This is a genomic window from Rufibacter roseolus (genome assembly GCF_017916365.1).
GTDB lineage: Bacteria > Bacteroidota > Bacteroidia > Cytophagales > Hymenobacteraceae > Nibribacter > Nibribacter roseolus.
In genome coordinates, this window is the sequence record NZ_JAFMSU010000003.1 from 821783 (window position 1) to 840890 (window position 19108).

13 protein-coding genes are annotated in these 19108 nt (G+C 53.5%); 11 read left to right on the forward strand and 2 right to left on the reverse strand.

The features are described 5' to 3' along the window. The first annotated feature begins 85 nt into the window (after positions 1-85). The 6 genes from J3P35_RS19225 (at position 86) to argH (ending at position 6829) form a co-directional block, all read left to right on the forward strand. A complete protein-coding gene (locus J3P35_RS19225) occupies positions 86-1222 on the forward strand; it encodes an aspartate aminotransferase family protein (protein WP_210466375.1) in 1137 nt (378 codons plus the stop codon). A 76-nt stretch (positions 1223-1298) separates the two neighbouring features. Then, a complete protein-coding gene (locus tag J3P35_RS19230; RefSeq protein WP_210466376.1) occupies positions 1299-2252 on the forward strand; it encodes a Rossmann-fold NAD(P)-binding domain-containing protein in 954 nt (317 codons plus the stop codon). A 255-nt stretch (positions 2253-2507) separates the two neighbouring features. Continuing rightward, entirely contained in the window at positions 2508-3305 is a 798-nt protein-coding gene (argB, locus tag J3P35_RS19235) for an acetylglutamate kinase (protein ID WP_210466377.1), read from the forward strand. A gap of 167 nt (positions 3306-3472) precedes the next feature. Next, a complete protein-coding gene (proC, locus tag J3P35_RS19240) occupies positions 3473-4294 on the forward strand; it encodes a pyrroline-5-carboxylate reductase (RefSeq protein WP_210466378.1) in 822 nt (273 codons plus the stop codon). A 137-nt stretch (positions 4295-4431) separates the two neighbouring features. Next, positions 4432-5496: a M20 family metallo-hydrolase gene (locus tag J3P35_RS19245; RefSeq protein ID WP_210466379.1), complete on the forward strand. Its 1065-nt coding sequence runs from the start codon at positions 4432-4434 to the stop codon at positions 5494-5496. Position 5497: 1 nt separating this feature from the next. Continuing rightward, a complete protein-coding gene (gene argH / locus J3P35_RS19250; protein ID WP_210466380.1) occupies positions 5498-6829 on the forward strand; it encodes an argininosuccinate lyase in 1332 nt (443 codons plus the stop codon). Between the two features lie 481 nt (positions 6830-7310). On the opposite strand, the gene J3P35_RS19255 is transcribed toward argH, so the two are convergent. Then, on the reverse strand, positions 7311-9089 hold the full coding sequence (locus tag J3P35_RS19255) for a cellulase family glycosylhydrolase (RefSeq protein ID WP_246850364.1): 1779 nt from the start codon (positions 9087-9089) through the stop codon (positions 7311-7313). 137 nt (positions 9090-9226) lie between these two features. Further along, the gene (locus J3P35_RS19260) at positions 9227-10633 is read right to left on the reverse strand and encodes a sodium:solute symporter family protein (protein WP_210466381.1); all 1407 of its coding nucleotides are present in this window, start codon (positions 10631-10633) and stop codon (positions 9227-9229) included. 225 nt (positions 10634-10858) lie between these two features. On the opposite strand from J3P35_RS19260, the gene J3P35_RS19265 reads away from it, so the two are divergent. The 5 genes from J3P35_RS19265 (at position 10859) to J3P35_RS19285 (ending at position 19035) form a co-directional block, all read left to right on the forward strand. After that, positions 10859-12616 carry a T9SS type A sorting domain-containing protein gene (locus J3P35_RS19265; protein WP_210466382.1) on the forward strand — a complete coding sequence of 586 codons (1758 nt, stop codon included), beginning with the start codon at positions 10859-10861 and terminating at the stop codon, positions 12614-12616. 429 nt (positions 12617-13045) lie between these two features. Next, a complete protein-coding gene (locus J3P35_RS19270) occupies positions 13046-14017 on the forward strand; it encodes a T9SS type A sorting domain-containing protein (protein ID WP_210466383.1) in 972 nt (323 codons plus the stop codon). A 384-nt stretch (positions 14018-14401) separates the two neighbouring features. Next, complete coding sequence (locus tag J3P35_RS19275; protein WP_210466384.1) at positions 14402-16831, forward strand: outer membrane beta-barrel family protein; 2430 nt, start codon at positions 14402-14404, stop codon at positions 16829-16831. An 857-nt stretch (positions 16832-17688) separates the two neighbouring features. After that, positions 17689-18093, forward strand: coding sequence for a DUF983 domain-containing protein (locus J3P35_RS19280; protein WP_149092373.1), 405 nt, complete (start codon positions 17689-17691; stop codon positions 18091-18093). Positions 18094-18162: 69 nt separating this feature from the next. After that, positions 18163-19035, forward strand: a complete 873-nt coding sequence (locus tag J3P35_RS19285; RefSeq protein WP_210466385.1) for a helix-turn-helix domain-containing protein — start codon at positions 18163-18165, stop codon at positions 19033-19035. The last annotated feature ends 73 nt before the right edge of the window (positions 19036-19108 follow it).

The following is a 19108-nucleotide window of genomic DNA, read 5'->3' on the forward strand; positions in this document are numbered from 1 at the left end:
AGAATAGCCGTTTTAAGGCTGTTTTCCAGAAAATAGACCCAAAACAGAAATCGTGTTACGCGGGGCGTAATACGTGCTACGAACTATGAATCTCTTTGACGTTTACCCCCTCTTCGATATAACACCAGTGAAGGCCCTCGGCTCCACCCTTTGGGACGAGAACGGTACCGAGTACCTGGATCTGTACGGCGGCCATGCGGTGATTTCCATCGGCCACAGCCACCCGCATTACGTGCAGCGCCTCACTGACCAGCTCAACAACATCGGGTTTTACTCCAACTCCGTGAAGATTCCGCAGCAGCAGGAATTGGCTGAGAAACTGGGCAAGCTGAGTGGTTATGAAGACTACCAACTCTTCCTGATCAACTCCGGCGCTGAGGCGAACGAGAATGCGCTAAAGCTGGCATCGTTCCACACGGGCCGCAAAAAGGTCATTTCCTTCAGCAAGTCGTTTCATGGCAGAACCTCAGCGGTAGTGGCCGCGACGGATGACCGCAGCCTGGTGGCCCCGGTGAACGAGACGGAGAACATCATCTTCCTGCCGTTCAATGATTCTGCCGCGGTGGAAGAAGCACTGGCCACCAATGAGGTGGCAGCCATTATTGTGGAAGGCATCCAGGGTGTGGGTGGCGTGAACATCCCGGCAGTCAAGTTTCTGCAGAATTTGGAAAAACTAGCCAAAAAACACGGCGCGCTGCTCATCCTGGACGAGATTCAGTCGGGGTACGGACGTTCGGGCAAGTTTTTCGCGCACCAGCACGCGGGCATCAGACCAGATTTGATTACCATCGCCAAAGGCATGGGCAACGGTTTTCCGGTGGCGGGCGTGTTGATTTCGCCTGAGATTCCCGCCAGACACGGCATGCTGGGCACCACCTTCGGGGGCAATTACCTGGCCTGCGCCGCTGCACTGGCCGTGCTGGAAGTGATGGAGCAGGAGAACCTGGTGGAGAATGCATCCAATATGGGTGCCTACCTCATGGAGAAAGCCAAAGCCCTACCCGGCGTGCGCGAGGTGCGCGGACAAGGTTTGATGGTGGGTATAGAGATGGAAACACCCTGCGCCCCGCTCCGCAAAGCCCTGTTGGACGAGTACCGCATCTTCACCGGCTCAGCCTCCAACAAGAATACCATCCGGGTCTTGCCTGCTTTGAATGTCACGAAGGCAGAAATAGACAGATTCTTAGAGGCGTTCGCTGCGTTAGTATCACAAAGCGCGTAGCACGTATCAAGATTTCAGATTGATGTCAAACCGGTGTCGTGTTACCTGATACGCGATACTTGATACCATAAAAAAGATGAAGCAATTCACTTCTGTTCACGACGTAGAAGATTTAGAGTCACTGGTGCGGGAAGCGCTGGTGTTGAAGCAGCACCCCTACGCCCATGAGAGCCTGGGCAAACATAAAACGTTAGGTCTTATTTTCCTGAACCCTAGCTTGCGGACGCGCCTCAGCACGCAGAAAGCGGCCCAGAGCCTGGGCATGAATGTGATGGTGATGAACATGGGCCAGGAAGGCTGGGCGTTGGAAACCCAGGACGGCGCCATCATGAACGGTACCACCGTGGAGCACATCAAGGACGCCGCCGCTGTCATGGGCCAGTACTGCGATGTGTTGGGCATGCGCTCCTTCCCAAAACTGCAGAACGTGGAAGAAGATTACTCCGAGGAAATCCTGCAGAAATTCATCCAGTATGCCAACGTGCCCTTCGTGAGTTTAGAATCCGCCACACGTCACCCGCTGCAAAGCCTCGCTGATCTGGTGACCATTACCGAGCACGCCCCTAAAGGCCGTCGGGCAAAGGTGGTCTTGACCTGGGCCCCGCACGTGAAGGCCTTGCCCCAGGCCGTTCCCAATTCCTTTGCCGAGTGGATGTGCGCCGCGGATGTGGACTTCGTCATCACCCACCCCGAGGGCTACGAGCTGGACCCGCAATTCACCAACGGCGCCACCATCACTTACAACCAGCAAGAAGCCCTGGAAGGCGCTGATTTCATCTACGTAAAGAATTGGTCCACCTACGCACCCTACGGACAGGTACTCACCCAAGACGCCAGCTGGATGCTTACGAACCAACATCTCACCAACACCAACAACGCCAAAGTGATGCACTGCCTCCCCGTCCGGCGCAACGTGGAACTGAGTGACGAAATTCTGGACGGTCCTAACTCTTTGGTAGTGCAGACCGCCGCCAACCGTGAATTCGCTGCCCAAGTGGTCCTGAAGCGGTTGCTGGAAAGCATTAACTAAAGGCTAATTACTTTTAGGATGATGCCCCGCTGGCGCGAGCGTCCCGCTCGTGTCCGCACGCATTCCTTCAGGCATTGTAAATCCTCTTTATGTCATCTTGGAAAGATCTTGGTAACCAACAGTAGTACCGCCTGATTAAGGCTATTCGAGTTCGCCCACAAGATCCTTTCAGGATGACAAATAATCAGTCATCAGAAATACGTGCGGACACGAGCGGGACGCTCGCGCCAGCGTAAAGTTTAAAACCAACCTCTAGTGTCTGAAAAAATAAACGTCATCAAAATCGGGGGAAACGTGCTGGACAACCCAGCGCAGATGGAGCAGTTCCTTACCGATTTCGCCACCATAGAAGGTCCAAAAATACTGGTACACGGCGGCGGGAAAATTGCCTCGGAACTGAGCAAACAGCTGGGCATTGAACCTAACATGGTCAACGGCCGCCGCATCACCGATGCCGATACCCTGCGCGTGGTCACCATGGTGTACGGCGGGTTGCTGAACAAGAACCTGGTGGCCCAACTGCAGGCACGCGGCTGCAACTCCCTGGGCCTCACCGGAGCCGATGCCAACGTGATTCCCGCCCATAAGCGCCCCGTCAAAGACACTGATTACGGTTTTGTGGGCGATGTGGAAAGCCCCGAGCAGGTGAACGTTACCTTCCTGGCTTTTTTGGCCGAACAGGGCCTTACGCCTGTTTTCGCCGCGCTCACGCATGACGGGCAGGGCAACCTGCTCAACACCAACGCCGACACTATCGCCTCTACCCTGGCCGTAGCGTTAAGTCAGAAATTTGAAGTGAACCTGGTGTACTGTTTTGAGAAGAAAGGGGTGCTGCTGAATGTGGAGGACGAAACCAGTGTCATTCATCACCTCCAACCTGATTATTACGCTGAGTTGAAAGAACAAGGCGCCATTTTCGCAGGGATGCTGCCCAAATTGGACAACGCTTTTGCCGCGCTTCAAGCCGGAGTAAATGCCGTCATTATTGGAGATGCTGCGGAAATCAAAGACATTGCCGCTAGCGGGAAAGCAGGAACCAGAATCACGCGGTAAGACACTTGTAGGAGTTGCGGCACACTACGAGTGTCTCCGGCAAAAGCTATTTTGAGCCTGATTTTCAGAAAACTAGCTCAAAACGACTTCTGGAATCCGCAAATTATCTTTCTTGCGGGGAGAACTTTTAAACCGAAGCCGGTGCGCCGGCTGCAACCTAAAGAGCCATGAGTGAACAGTACAAGAAAATAGCCATTCTGGGCGGCGGCAACATGGGCATCGCGCTAGCGAAGGGCATGGTGGCCTCCGGGAAATACCGCGCCGAGGACATCACCCTCACCCGCCGCAACACCAAGCTGCTGGACTCGATGGTGGAGCAGGGCTACCGCGCCTCCAGCAACAACGCGCTGGCTGTGTCTGAGGCCGACATTGTAATCCTGAGCATCCTGCCGCAGCAACTGGACAGCGTGCTGGACAACATCTCGGAGAGCATTGACCCCAGCCGCCACCTGTTCATCTCCATCGTGACCGGCGTGGCCGTGACCGATATCATCAGCCGCCTGGGCAAAGTGGTGGAAGTAGTGCGTGCCATGCCCAACACCGCCATTGCCATACGGGAGTCCATGACGTGTATCACCAGCAAGAACGCCTCGCCTGAAAACATCGCGTTGGTAAAAGAAATTTTCGCGGCCGTGGGCGAAACGGTGGAAATAGAGGAAGAACTGATGTCCTCGGCTACGGCACTGGTGGCCTGCGGAATCGCCTTCTTTTTGCGCTCCATCCGGGCGGCAGCTCAGGGCGGCACCGAAATAGGTTTCCACGCGGGCGACGCGCTGCGCATGGCGGCCCAAACGGCGAAAGGCGCGGCTTCCCTCCTGCTGCATTTCGGGAGTCACCCGGAAAACGAAATTGACAAAGTGACGTCGCCTAAGGGCTGTACCATTGCCGGCCTCAACGAGATGGAGCACAACGGCTTCAGCTCTGCCATGATCAAAGGTATCCGGACCTCGGCGCAAAAAGCCGAGAAGCTGTATACCGATGAAAAGTAGAGACCAGGCACCGCCTTGTCTCCACGCGTTGCTGATTTGGGCCTATTTTCCAAAAAATGAGCTAAAAAAGAGAATCAGCAGATATAATCATCCCCCTACCCCCTTCAAAGGGGGACCATGGATAGTGTACCTCCTAAATGAACAACACCTTATACCAAGACGCCTTAACCCTGCTACAGCAGTTGATTTCCATCCAGTCGTTCAGCCGCGAGGAGGCGGGAACGGCGGAGGCGATTGCGCAGTTTTTGCAGGCCAAAGGCGTAGAAATTCACCGCAAGGAGAACAACGTCTGGGCGTTTAACAAACATTATAATTCAGCCTTGCCTACGGTGCTGCTGAACTCACACCATGATACCGTGAAGCCGCACCCCAGCTGGACATTTGACCCGTTTACACCTACTCTGCAAGATGGCAAACTCATCGGTTTGGGCAGTAATGATGCGGGTGGTTGCCTAGTGGCACTCATCGCTACGTTCCTGCACTTTTATGAGCGACAGGATTTGAGGTATAACCTGGTAGTGGCGGCTACCGCTGAGGAGGAAATCTCGGGCCGGAATGGCATTGAAATGGTGTACCCAGAAATGGGCGCGGTGGAGTTTGCCATCGTAGGCGAACCAACCCAGATGCACTTGGCGGTAGCCGAAAAAGGCCTGATGGTACTGGATTGCGTGGCCCACGGCCAAGGTGGTCACGCTGCCCGCGAGGAAGGTGTGAATGCCATCTATGAAGCGCTACCAGATATTGAGTGGTTCCGCACGTTCCGTTTCCCGAAGGAGTCTAGCTTCTTAGGCCCGTTGAAGATGAGTGTAACCATCATTCAGGCCGGTACGCAGCACAACGTAGTGCCAGACCAATGCAAATTCACCGTAGATGTGCGCATGACCGATGCCTACCAACCTGAGGAAGTGTTGAGCATTATAAGAGAACACGTGAAAAGCGAGGTGACGCCAAGGTCCACCCGGTTGCGGCCCTCGTCCATTGACCAGAACCATCCTATTGTGCAGTCGGGCATCAGGCTGGGTAGGAACCTGTACGGCTCCCCTACTACCTCAGACCAGGCGCTGTTGAACATCCCATCGGTGAAGGTGGGCCCGGGTGACTCGGCGCGTTCCCATACCGCCGATGAGTTTATTTACCTTTCAGAACTGGAAGAAGGCATCGCTCTTTACATACAATTATTGACACCCGTTATTAACGCTTAGCATGAAACTCTGGCAAAAAGAAACCTCCGTCGCGCAGAACGTTGAGAAATTCACCGTGGGCAAAGACGCCGAAATGGACTTACAGTTGGCTCCTTTTGACGTGCTCGGCTCCCTAGCGCACACACGCATGCTGGAGAGCATCGGGCTGATGGAGCCGGAAGACCTGGCCGCCGTGCAGCGGGAACTAAAGGAAATCTATAAAACCATCGAACGCGGCGAGTTCGAAATTGAGCCCGGCGTGGAAGACGTGCACTCGCAGGTGGAGCTTTTGCTCACGCGCCGTTTGGGTGAGGCGGGTAAGAAAATCCATAGCGGCCGCTCCCGCAACGACCAAGTGCTGGTAGACCTCAAACTGTTCATCCGCCATGAAATCCGTGAAACCGTGGAGGCCGTGCACACGCTGTTCAATACCCTCCAAGAGCTAAGCGAAAAGAACAAGCACATCCTGCTGCCCGGGTACACGCACCTGCAAGTGGCCATGCCGTCTTCGTTCGGGCTGTGGTTTGGCGCGTATGCCGAAAGCCTGGTAGATGACCTTCAACTCTTGCAAGCGGCCTATAAAATCAGCAACAAGAACCCGTTGGGCTCGGCGGCTGGTTACGGTAGTTCCTTCCCGCTCAACCGCCAGATGACAACCGATCTGCTGGGTTTTGAGGCATTGAACTACAACGTGGTGTACGCGCAAATGGGCCGTGGTAAAACGGAACGCAGCGTGAGCTTGGGTTTGGCCTCCATTGCCAGTACCCTCGGCCGCATGGCCATGGATGTGTGCCTGTACATGAGCCAGAACTTCGCCTTCGTGACCCTGCCCGACGAACTGACCACCGGTTCCAGCATCATGCCGCACAAAAAGAACCCCGATGTCTTTGAGATCATGCGCGGCAAGTGCAACCGCCTGCAAGCCCTGCCCACCGAGATTCAGATGCTCCTTGGCAACCTGCCGTCCGGCTATCACCGTGAGCTGCAGTTACTCAAAGAAAGCTTCTTCCCGGCCTTTGGTGAGATCCGGGATTGCCTGGAGATGATGACCTTCATGCTTCCGCACCTCAAGCTAAACGAGGACATCCTGAAAGACGAGAAATACCAGTACCTCTTCAGCGTGGAAGTGGTGAACAACCAAGTGTTGAATGGCGTGCCGTTCCGGGATGCCTACAAAAACGTGGGATTGGCCATTGAGAAAGGTGAGTTTAAACGTCCCGAAACGGTGCACCACAAGCATGAAGGCAGCATTGGTAACCTGTGTACAGCAGAGATTAAAGGTTTGATGGAAGAGGTACTAAGCGGCTTCCAGTTTGAGAAAGTAGATAAGGTAATTGCTGAGTTGCTGGCATAATCCGTTTTTAGCCAGTTTTCCAATAAATGCAGTAGGCCTCACAGGTCTTGGAAACCTGTGAGGCCTTTTCTTTTTACTCATCGCTGGCGCGAGCGTCCCGCTCGTGTCCGCACGCATTAAAGATAACTTTTAGAAGTGCTAATAGATTAACTCCCTTTTGTCATCCTGAAAGGATCTTGGTGGCGAAGGCAGAAGCGCCTGTGCGAAGTTTACCTGGTTCGTTCACAAAATCTTTCCAAGATGACAAAGTGGGTTAGGAAACACAGGAAGAGCCAGAATTCCGAAGCTCAAAAAGAGAAGCGAAGAACACTCAGCAATGCGTGCGGACACGAGCGGGACGCTCGCGCCAGCAATGGTTCATTCTGTTCTTACCAGAAGGCACCAAACCCCTGTAGAGACAAAGCACTGCCTTATTTCCACGACACAAACAATCCTTCATTTCTAGCCTCCTTTCCTGAAAACAGGTCCAAAACAGACGGCCTTACTTCACACTAATCTCTAGGGACTGCAGCTGAAAACCGCCTTGCTCGGCAAAGACCCTAAAAACGTTCTTGCCGGGTTTCAGGGGGATATTTTTCAGCGTTATGGTTTTCCATTTCTTTGGGCCGCCAGTGTTGGGGACACCCATGCCTGCTTTCACCACGTCTCCATTTAAGGTGAGGGTAAGTCTACCCGCGTTGTTATCTGAAGCCACTAATAGCTTAAGTGTGCCCGTAGTCGCTTTGTTTTCCTCGAAGGCGGTGGTATACTGCAGCCACTCGCCGGTTTCAATGTGATCCACGAAAAACTTCTTAGAAATGCTATCCTGAGCAATGTCTACGCCGTCGTTGCGGTAGGTGGTGCCTCGGTTCCAGGGCGTGCGCGGGCCGCCGGTGGAGATGTAGTAGTTGGCGGTGTCTTTGTCCAGGTAAGCGAAACCGTTTCGGCCCAGGTCATAGTTCACGGCGGGGATGGTTAGTTTTTTGACAAAACTGTAGTTCCCGAACGGAACCGTTTCAGTTGATTTCACCTGCCGGAACATGGCGTCCACCACATCAGGATGGTAGAGGTTGTTCTCCAGTTTCAGGTTCTCGGTCAGTTCCATCAGGGAGGCGTAAGCTTCATCGGCGGAAGGTTTAGGGCCTTTGCCTTGCCAGTAAGTCAGCAGTTTCCCGTAGCCGGGCGTCATGGGCACTTCCAGCGGATTGTTGAAGCCCAGTTTCTTGAGCGGCCACCAGGCCCAGCCGATGCCCTGCCCTTCCACCAGCTCAATGGCCTGCCGGAACCACACGTTGGAGTTCTCACCGGTCTCGCCCAGCCAGATGGGTACGTTGTGCTGATCGCGCAACTCCAGCCATCCTTTGATGGCGTTCAGGTCGTTGTAGTTCCAGTATTTGTGGAAGCTGAGGCCCATGTTCTTGTCCCAGACCGGCAGCACGCCGTTGTAGTTGTTGCCCCAGCAGTTGCCTTCTATGAAAATCAGGTGGCGCTGGTCTACCTCCCGGATGGCCTTGGTGATGTCCATCATCAGCTGGCGCAGCGGGGCGTTGTCTTTTTCGGCGCAGCCGTTTTTGTCTTCTTTGCTTTGGAAACCCCAGTTGGGCTCGTTGATGATGTCGTAGGCGCCTATCCAGGGCTCGTCTTTGTAACGCTCGGCCAGTTTGCGCCACAGCGCGATGGTTTTCTGCTTGTTCGCCTCGCTGTCCCACAAAGAGGGTTTGGCCGGATCACGGTCCGAGATGTTGTTGTCGTTGCCTTGTCCGCCGGGGGCGGCGTGCAGGTCCAGGATGAGGTACATGCGGTTGGCTTTGCACCATTGCAGCAGGCTGTCGGTCATGGCAAAACCCTTCTCCAGCCAGGTGTTCTGGCCCACCACCGGCTCCTGCTCCACGGGCAAGGTGTACAGGTTGTAGTGCATGGGCAGGCGTACGGAGTTGAAGCCCCAGGCCGCCATAGAATCAATATCGATCCTGCGGGTGTGGTTCTGCAGCCAGGCGTTGTAGAACTCCTGCGTGCGCTCCGGCCCTATCATCTCCTCCATCTTCGCTTTGATGCGGTGCTGCTGACCGGCAAACTCGGCGGTACGGAGCATGTAGCCTTCCTGCAACATCCAGCCGCCCAGACCCATGCCCCGCAGGATAACCGGTTGGTTCTGTCCGTTTACAATCTGCTTCCCCTCGGCCCGCAGAAATCCCTGGGCCTGGACCTTCCCGTGGAAGAAAAACGAAAGACAGCAAAGGACCATGAATAGCTTGGGCAAGGAACAGGTACGTGGGCGCATAGTCATTACAGGTTTTAGGGGAAATTCAGCTCGGTGCCAATATATCAATCTTTTAGATAACCGCATTTCCGCCAGAAGCTTCCGATGAAAAAAGGCCGGCTTGAACAGAGTTGTTAGCCTCTTTTTGGGAAAATAGCTTAAAAATGAACCGGCTTTTCTTCAGGTTCCTGGACCGTTTCTCTGCTCAGAAGCCCGCCTATCAGGTAACCAAGTACGCTTCCGGCTAGTCCGTACCACATCGGCTCCACCTCGGTACCCGCTAACCGACAGACAAGCCAGGCGCCCATGCCCAACACCATGGACAGAATAGCGGCCGTGGCCGAGGCTTTCTTCAGGTAAATGCCGGCCACCAAGGGCACCAGCAGACTCACCAGACTCAGCGCCGAGGACTCGCTCACCAGTTCATGGATGTTGTTGCGCGACAAGGCAAAGCCCAGCGAGATCACCGATACAATCAAGACGCTGCCTCTGGACAAAGCCAGCAGCTTTTTATCGGTGATGTCTTGGAAAAAAGGGCGCAGCAGGTTCTCGCTCAGGATGGAGGCCGGGGCCAGAATAGCGCCGCTGGCAGTACTGATGATGGCCGAGATCAACGCCCCGAAGAACAGCACTTTGATCACCATAGGGCTGGAGCCTAAAATGAGGCTGGGTACCAGCATCTGGGCATCGTTATTCAGCAGATGCGGGTGCAGTACCTTAGCATACAGCGCCAGAATCAAGGGCAGCAAGGCCACCGTCACGTACAGCAAAGCGGCCAGCAAAGAAGCGTTGATGGCCACCTTTTCGGATTTAGACGACATGACCCGCTGGAACACATCCTGCTGCGGAATGGAGCCCAGCCCGATAGTCATCCAAAGCGCCAGATAGTTGAGCCAGCCCGAGAAAGAGGTCCCCATTTTAGGCGTGATTCTGTAAAAATCGGGCGGAAGCGTGACGGTCACCTCTGAGAAGGGCTTCTCGCGCATGACCCACCAGGTCACAATGAGCAACCCCAGGATGATCATGATGGTTTGCAGGTAATCTGTGACGCTCACGCTCCACATGCCGCCAAAGTAAGTGTAGAGCACCACCAGAAAACTCCCGATTAAGATGCCCTGCACCAGCGTAGTGCCCAGCAGCAGATTAAACGAAATGCCCAATGCCACCATCTGCGCAGCCACCCAGCCGAAGTAGGAAATAACCAGGCAGAACGAGGCGATGATCTCAGTGGTGCGGCCAAATTTGACGCGGTAGAAATCCCCGAAGGTGAGCAGGTTCATGCGGTAAAGCTTTTTAGCGAAGAATAGCCCCACCAGCACCAGGCACAGCGCCGCGCCCAGTGGGTCTTCCACCATGCCTATCAGACCGTCCTCGGCCACCTCAGCGGATGCTCCCAAAATAGTCTCTGAGCCGAACCAGGTCGCAAACACCACGGCCGTAGCCATGGGCAGCGGCAAGGCCCGGCCAGCAAGCATAAAGTCTGAGGTATTGTGCACCCGGCGGGCGGCCCATAGCCCAAGCAGCACGTTGAGTGCCAGGTACAGAAGAACGAAGAAAACGAGCATAGAAAGGCAATTTCCGTTTGGCGGCTGTTTTTATGAAACGGGTCCAAAAACAGGTGGCAAGTTATAGGATTTCAAATTCTTTTGAGTCGGGCAAAAAATATAGGGTTGAACCCACTTGGTGGCTTTAATTAATTCTATTTTTATGCATCAATAATATAACACCCACTGTTTTATCACTTTTTAAGCAATCACTTATTCTATCTATCCTTCCATAGAACCTTCTACATGAATAAACCTTTACCCACATTCAAATCCTGCCTTTCCTTTCTACTCTTCTTCCTACTAGCTACCACCGTGGCGCAGGCTACCCACTTACGCGCGGGACAAATATATGCCTCCACTGATACCACGGCCAACCCAATACCGGGACGGTTCTTCTTTACGCTGGTTACCTTCAGCGTGGCCCCGCCGCCCTTTGAAGATTTGGAGGCGACGCTTCATTTCGGGGACTGCAGCAGCCAAACCGCAGCCCACGTGTCCAGAACGTTGCTCAGCAACGGCCAGAACAACACTTTCCTCAATACCTACTGCTTTGAGCATACCTACGCCAAGCCAGGCACTTTTTCGGTCACGTTTGTGGGGGAAAACAGGAATGGCGGCGTAGTAAATATTTCTTCCTCGGTACAGCAGACCTTCTTTTTGCAGGCCACCGTTACCGTTGATCCCACGCTGGGAGTGAACCGTTCTCCAATTCTCCAATACGCTCCGGTGGATGTGGCGGTCAGAAACAAGGTTTTTGTGCACAACCCTGCCGCCTTTGACTTAGATGGAGATAGTCTCTCTTACAAAATGGTGGCACCACGCATTTCCAGTGGAGTAGACGCCTGCGGAAATCCCGTTGGAATTACAGCCCCGGGTTACCGGGAACTAGGGCAGTTTACCGGTCGTACCGCCACCGGTAGGCCCTCGGGTTTCTCCTTGGATGCGAATACCGGCCAGATGACGTGGAATACCCCCGGGGTGCTGGGTGAGTTCAACATCGCGTTTGAGGTGGAGGAGTGGCGAAGTGGCCGATTGATTGGCAAAGTGACCCGCGACATGCAGATTTTTGTACGGGAAGATTCCAACCATCCACCTCTCTTGACTGTTCCCCAGGGCCTATGCGTGGTAGCCGGCACCTCGGTCCATAAAGTCATCCAAGCGGCCGATGAAGACCAGGACCCAATGGTTTTATCTGCCTTGGGGCCCATGTTTACGCTACTTTCCTCCAACGCCAGTTTTATTACTCAAGATGGCGCTTCGGGAGTTTTCACGTGGTCTCCTGGCCAATTAGATATCCGCGCAGAGCCTTACCAGGTGGTTTTCAGGGCAGAAGAACAAAAGGGGACCAATCAGCTTAATCTGGTGGACCTGCAGCCTTGGCGTATTACGGTACTGGGGCCGGCTCCGACCCTTACTGCGGCAGTCCGGGAAACCGATGCCAGCATCCGGCTTACCTGGGAAACTTATGCTGTACCAAATGCCCGGCGCCTCTACATCTACCGAAAGGTAAACCCTTCCAACCTTACGCCCAGCGCCTGCGATAAAGGCATTCCGACCATGGCAGGGTATTCGCTGATCGGCTCTGTGACGGCTGCCACAACTTCCTATGTGGACAACAACAACGGACGGGGACTTGACTTGAGCCAGGACTACAGCTACCGCCTCTACGCCGATTTCAATGCCCCTAAAGGAGGCACCAGCATGGCTTCTAATGAGATAACCACTGGCCGCCTGACCGGAATTTCAGACGAAATCAAAGGGCAGATCAGCTTCCATCCTAATCCTACGACGGGTATCCTGATGGTGCAAGCCCCAACGGCAGTGAAAGTATGGGCTGCACAGGTATTTGACCCAACCGGGAAGGTCCTGACTTTGCTTATTCCACAGAAAACAGCCGAAGAATGGATCCTTGATGTCCGCCATTTACCTGAGGGCTTCTATCTGCTCCGCTTGCAAACAGACCAGGGAACGCTGGCTCATAAATTGGTCATACAGCGTTAAATGGATTACCTGTTTCAGGGCTTTTTTCTGAGAAACAGCCCTGAAATAAAAATTACCAAGCTTGGGGGTTTTCATCTGCGGCATTTGAACGCCCCAGACAATATTAGCTTATCTTCTTTCCATTCAAATTTGACTTACTGCAAGGTGCATGGTTGGTTCCGGCTGCGCTTAAAGGCTTAAGGCATCTGTTGTAAACGCGGCTCCAAACTACTATATTTATCTAAAAGCCAGACCATTGAAATTGAATCCAATATTTTATCCAACTGAATAAGGCAAGCGCCTCACACTATGAAACTTCCCCTACCATTTAAAAAGACCAAAGTTCTATTCCTGCTTCTGTTTTTCCTTGTTTGCTTCTCTGCACAGGCCTCCCACATTAGGGCTGGGAATATCTACTACCAGAGTGACACAACCGCGGCCCGTAACCCAATGCGGTACTTCTTTACCCTGGTCACCTACAGCGTGGCCCCGCCACCCTTTGAAGACCTGGAAGCCACGCTCTATTTTGGTGATTGCACAAGCCAGAAGGTAGCCAGAGAATCAAGGACTTTGGTGACCGTTGGTTCTGATAATGCATTTATGAATGTGTATAAGTTTGAGCACACTTATACAGGGGCAGGCACCTACCTTGCCACTTACACCGCAGGGAGCCAGAGTGGCGTAGTGAACATCTCATCCTCGGTTAAGGAGACCTTTTACCTGGAGAGCACCATCATCGTTGATCCTTTCCTGGGAGTAAACCACGCTCCCAAGTTTCAGTCCTACCCTATAGGCGTCCCCGTCCGCAACCAAGTTTTCGTGCATAATTCTGGCGCTGTTGATGCCGAAGGAGACAGTCTCTCATTCAAGTTAGTAACGCCAAAAGCCTCAAACGGGGTAAGTGCCTGCGGAAATCCTATCGGCGTGAACACCCCGGGCTACAGCGGACTGGAGAACTTCCTGGGCGCCCCGGTCTCCACTTCAACTGCCGGCGTAACCCTGAACAGAAACACTGGTTTACTGACCTGGAATACCCCCCGCCTGCAGGGAACCTACAATGTTGCCATCGTGGTAGAAGAGTGGCGCAACCGACGGCTCATTGGTACCATGGTGAGGGACATGCTCCTTTTTGCGCTGGAAAACCCACCGGTGGTGACCGGCGTCTCTGAAGAATGGCAAACGCAGGTTTCTGCTTTTCCTAATCCCGCCACTTCCACCCTCACCATGAAAGTGCCCGCCTCTGTTCAGGTGCGGGGCACCAGTATGTACAATTCTGTGGGTAAGCCAGTTAAGCTACCGGCCCCGGTAAAGTCAAACGAGGGCTGGGTCTTTGACATCCAAGGTCTAGCCGAAGGCTTTTACCTCCTCTACCTCAGCACGGCCCAGGGTAAAATGGTCCAGAAGTTCATCGTGAAACGCTAGAACTAAGCTTCTTTAGGGCCGATTTCTGAATTTTAGGCTGAGAACGGAAAGGACTCAAGTGCCCCTAATTCGAAATCTGTCGGAGAAAAGAAAAGGAGCAGGTCATCAGCCTGCTCCTTTTCTTTTTTGAGGATGCTTTAGACTATTGAAGTCTGTTGGGTTCACGCTTCGGCGAGGCATAATTTGACAGGCTCATTAGCTTGCGGCTCCTCTAGTTTTTGGCCACCCTCGTCCTGGTTTTTCTCGGCGGTAGCTGCTTGTGCACTTTCTGAAAAACAAGGAAAGAACTGGCTTAGATGATAGATAGGGAGATTGCGATATTTAATTCTTACACGAGGCAACCTCCTGCACTTTTGGTTCATCTTTCAGGCATATCAAATTTGTATGAGCCAAACCTTTACTTTCCGCCACCTCCCCATCCTGGTTTTCCTGAGTTTTCTTTATTCATTCTCCGCCTCGGCGCAGAACCGCACTACCGTGAAAGGCACGGTGCAGGATGGCCAGAAGCAACCCCTCGCCTATGCCACCATCGTGCTGGTGTCTTTACCGGATTCTATCCTGGTCAACTCCCAGATGACGGATGAAGCCGGCGCCTATGTTTTTGAAAAAGTAGCCTCCGGCCGATACACCATCAAAGCCAGCCGCATTGACCACAACACGGTAGCAAGCCCGGCCTTTGAGGTAGGCACCCAGCCGATTCAGGTGCCTGTTTTGCAAACCGCCCTCAAAACCACTGCCCTCAAAGAAGTGGTGGTGCAGGGTCAGCGCCCTCTGCTGGAGCAGCAAGCCGATAGGCTGATCATGAACGTGGAGAAACTCAACACCGCTGGCGAGAACTCGCTGGAGATCTTGAAGAATGCGCCGGGCGTACGGCTGGACAAAGACGATAATATCATCTTCAGGGGCAGTGGCGGCGTGAACGTCATGATCAACGGCAAGATGACGTACATGACGGGTTCTGAGCTGAGCATGTACCTTAAATCCTTACCGGCCTCGGCGGTGAGCAAGGTAGAGCTGATCGCCAATCCACCGGCGTCTTTTGATGCAGCAGGCACGGCGGGTATCATCAACATCGTGCTCAAGCGCGAGCTCACCAAAGGCATGAACGGGACCCTAAGTGCGGGCTCCGGTTACGGCACGTATGAGAAAGCCTGGGTTGCCCTCAACCTGAATTACAACCTGGGAAAAGTGAGTTTCTACACCCGCTTGAGCACCGGCCACGTGAATTCCTACAACAAACTCACCATGGAGCGCACCATCAGAGACAGTCTGTACCGCTCGGTGAACTACTGGCACCCCATCACCAAAACAGTAAACGTAGTGGCGGGCGCCGATTATTTCATCAACCCGAAGCACACCGTGGGCATCATGGTCAAAGGCTACACCTCACCGCAGGATGTCCTGACCACCAGTAACTCGGTGAATTATGACGTACCAGGCAACGCCATCGGCAGCGTGCAGATGAACAACCCCCGCGATGTGGTCTCCAACAACTACAGCCTCAACCTGAACTATAAGTTCGATATAGACACGACGGGCCGCTCGCTCACCTTTGATGCCGACTACGTGCGCTACCGTAACGGGACAGATGAATCCTTCGCCAACCAGTACTTTGCGGAAGCCATCCAGAACGGGAAGGAGTTTGAAAATCTGCGCAGTTTCTCAGATGCCGCCACGCAGATCTACGCCATCAAAGCCGATTACGTGCACCCGCTGGCCCACAACTGGAAAGCCGAAACCGGCTGGAAGAGCAGCTGGGTACGCAATGACGCAGACATCAGATTTGAGAAGCAACTGGAAAACACCTGGCAAACCGATGAGCGCCGCACAAACCAGTTCCTGTATGACGAGAACATCAATGCCGGCTACCTCAGCTTCAGCAAAAAAGTAAGCAAGGCATTGAGCCTGAAGGCCGGGCTACGGGCCGAGCAAACCATCTCAAGAGGCAATTCGCGCACGACGCAGAAAGTGGTAGACCGCAACTATTGGGAGCTGTTCCCCAGCGTCTTCGCCAGCTACAACCCCAGTGACGAGCATCAGTTTTCTACCTCCTACAGCCGCCGCATCAGTAGGCCCAATTACCGCAGCCTGAACCCATTCACGTTCTTTTCAGACCCGTACATGGGCATCAAAGGAAACCCGTTTTTGCAACCGTCCTTCTCCAACTCGCTGGTGGCCAGTTACACCTTCAAAAACTTCCAGTTGCTGAGCATCAGCTACCTGCAGGAGAATGATTTTGTGATGGAAGTAGTGAGCCAGAACGATGCCACCAAAGAAAGCATCAGCACGCCGCAAAACCTGAGCCGCGCCCGTTCTTTGAGCATCAGCAGCGGCGGCACCTTGCCCGTGCGCAAATGGTGGAGCGCCAACCTGCAACTACAGGGCAACCTGAACAAGGTAAGCACCCCGGTGCAAGGCGAACAATACAACCAGGAACAGTTCTCCTGGGACTTCAGCACGGACAACAACTTCACGCTGCCCAAGAACTTCAGCGTGCAATATTCGGCTTATTACAACTCCCCCTCGGTATCTGGCCTTTTCCGGCACAAAGCCTCTTACCTCATGAGCATAGGCGGTAAGAAAACCTTCATGGACGGCCGCGCCACGGTAAGCGTAAAGCTGAATGACATCTTTGACACAGCCCACTTCAGAGCCAACCTGAACTACAGCAACGTGAACATGTACTGGGAAAACGAGTGGGAAAGCCGCCGCCTGAACCTCACCTTTGACTACAAGTTCGGTAACAGCAAGATCAAGGCTGCCCGCAACCGGAAAACCGGCACCTCAGACGAAGAGAACCGGGTGAGCAAGTAATTCTTCCCTAAATCCCGTCCGCAGGACGATGCAGGCATTGCACCGGTTCCAAAGCAAGGCAACTCACCTGCGGCAGGCCGGGACGAAGGCCTACAGTGAGGCCGAGGCCCGGCCTGCCGCACGCTGGAACGGTTCAGGTGGCAATGGCCTAAGTCTACGATGCAACAGATAGCCTTTGCCAAGTGGCACAGAAAGTGAAGAAAAGACTGTCTGAGCGTCAGCGAGTTTCTTTTCTTCTTGATTCTTTTGGTTACTTTTCTCATCAAGGAGAAAAGTGACAAACGCCCGCAGAAAGCGGCTGCAGCCTTGAGGCTTGGTAGGAAGGGATTGGAGAGTAATAGCAGAAATTTTACCGGATAGGCAGTTGAAGTAATTGGTGAGAACACAAACAACGACGATATATACTACCAACAGGAACCTCTTCCAATTCGCCAATCAGGAGATTGACAGTCCGGCAAGTGCGGAGATCGCTGTCGCTAACTCTCCGCACAACGCAAGCGAAATCCGAGTTTGATGCAACACCTCACTGCAGTTGCAAACTGCAGGCCATGGTAGGTCCAAGTTGAAAACTTGAACCAGAGAAAGAAAAGAAGAATCAGCAGGCGAAGTCATCCCCCTCCCACTTCAAAGGGGGACTTTGCGCTTAGTAAACGTAGTTTTTGAAAAACCAATATCGGTTTGCAAATCCCTTATCTAACACAAATTAGGCAAAACGTTTCGCTCCTATTTTTTCAAAAACACCCTGAAATCACCGCCACACCCGGCCCCCAGGTAAAAATCACCGGAACAACCGCCTTTTGTCCTATCCTTGCCATTCCAATGCACGTACCTTTGTAAAGAGAAAAGAATAGAAAGCTATGTTAGGAAAAGGCTCTAAACTATACAGCATTGCCAAACTGAAATGCCCGCGATGCCACGAGGGCGATCTGTTTGAGAACAACAGCCTCATGGGGTACCGCAAAATGAGCAAAATGCTGGACCACTGCCCGGTGTGCAACCAGATCTATGAACCGGAGCCCGGCTATTATTACGGCGCCATGTTCGTGAGTTACGGACTCACCGCCGGACCAACGCTAGCCATTGTAGGCCTCATGATGCTGTTCTCAGAGGAAATCACCCTCTGGATGTTTATGGGCGCGCTGCTGTTGTCTCTGCTGCTGTTCATGCCTGCGCTCTTCAAACTTTCCCGCGCCATCTGGATCAACATCTTCATAAGTTATAACCCCGAGGCTGCCGCGCATCCCTTTGCCCGGGGCCACTAGCAGGTCTTTGTTTTAAAGCTATTTTTCGGAAATTGGGGCCAAACCAGCCAGGCGCTGGCACTTTGCTCTATGCCCGAAAAGCTCCCCGTTTACCGCATCCCTGATTTTACCCCAGCAAAACCCCTGAGCCGGGGCATCCACGTGGCCGATCTGCAGGCGCACCGGCAAACCCACGCCTTTGTGCAGGCCCCGCACAAGCACGACTTTTATCTTCTGCTATGGGTAAGAAGCGGACAGGGCACGCACACCATTGATTTTACCCAGTATGAGGCTACTCCCGGCAGTGTGTTTTTCCTGACGCCCGGCCAGGTGCATGCCTGGGACCTCACCCCGGAGACCGAAGGCACCCTCCTCTTTTTCTCCCCGGAGTTTTATCGCGGCGGTCAGGAGAAAGACAACCTGCGGCAGTTCCCCTTCTTCCGGACCTGGCAACACCCGCCCGTCTTGTATGCCTCAGCCCAGGACCTTGCTCCCATAGAACAGCTTCTGCAGCAGATGCAGCACGAGTATACCCAAGCGGCTTCTTTCCAAACCGATGCCCTACGCGCGTATTTGGAACTACTCCTGATCCGGTTGGCCCGGCTGTACCAGGCTGCCCCCGTGCAGTTAGAGGAGAACAGCTGGCCTTTCCAGCTGTACCAGTTGGAGAACCTGGTGGAGCAGCATTACCTGGAGCATCAGTCCGTGAAGTTCTACGCCCAGGCCCTGCACCTTTCGCCCAAATACCTCAACGAGCTCTGCAAAGAGAACCTGGGTAAAACCACCACTGACCTGTTGAAGGAACGACTCTTGCTGGAAGCCAAACGGCTGCTCACCCACTCACCCCACCTCAACATCGCGCAGGTAGCGCAGGTCCTGGGCTTTGAGGACAATTCTTATTTCAGCCGTTTTTTCAAAAAACACACCGGAAACACCCCTGAACAATTTCGGCAGAAAGGATAAATACTGATTCTGGCTTCTGGTCAGTCAATTAGAACAACCTATTGCGGACAAGGCAGGTTAAAAGGGAGGAAAA

Bases quoted from the DNA above. Each gene is read 5' to 3' on its own strand.
- J3P35_RS19225 (WP_210466375.1), top strand. From the start codon at position 86: ATGAATCTCTTTGACGTTTACCCCCTCTTCGATATAACACCAGTGAAG.
- J3P35_RS19230 (WP_210466376.1), top strand. From the start codon at position 1,299: ATGAAGCAATTCACTTCTGTTCACGACGTAGAAGATTTAGAGTCACTG.
- proC (WP_210466378.1), top strand. From the start codon at position 3,473: ATGAGTGAACAGTACAAGAAAATAGCCATTCTGGGCGGCGGCAACATG.
- J3P35_RS19245 (WP_210466379.1), top strand. From the start codon at position 4,432: ATGAACAACACCTTATACCAAGACGCCTTAACCCTGCTACAGCAGTTG.
- argH (WP_210466380.1), top strand. From the start codon at position 5,498: ATGAAACTCTGGCAAAAAGAAACCTCCGTCGCGCAGAACGTTGAGAAA.
- J3P35_RS19255 (WP_246850364.1), bottom strand. From the start codon at position 9,089: ATGCGCCCACGTACCTGTTCCTTGCCCAAGCTATTCATGGTCCTTTGC.
- J3P35_RS19260 (WP_210466381.1), bottom strand. From the start codon at position 10,633: ATGCTCGTTTTCTTCGTTCTTCTGTACCTGGCACTCAACGTGCTGCTT.
- J3P35_RS19265 (WP_210466382.1), top strand. From the start codon at position 10,859: ATGAATAAACCTTTACCCACATTCAAATCCTGCCTTTCCTTTCTACTC.
- J3P35_RS19270 (WP_210466383.1), top strand. From the start codon at position 13,046: ATGCGGTACTTCTTTACCCTGGTCACCTACAGCGTGGCCCCGCCACCC.
- J3P35_RS19275 (WP_210466384.1), top strand. From the start codon at position 14,402: ATGAGCCAAACCTTTACTTTCCGCCACCTCCCCATCCTGGTTTTCCTG.
- J3P35_RS19280 (WP_149092373.1), top strand. From the start codon at position 17,689: ATGTTAGGAAAAGGCTCTAAACTATACAGCATTGCCAAACTGAAATGC.
- J3P35_RS19285 (WP_210466385.1), top strand. From the start codon at position 18,163: ATGCCCGAAAAGCTCCCCGTTTACCGCATCCCTGATTTTACCCCAGCA.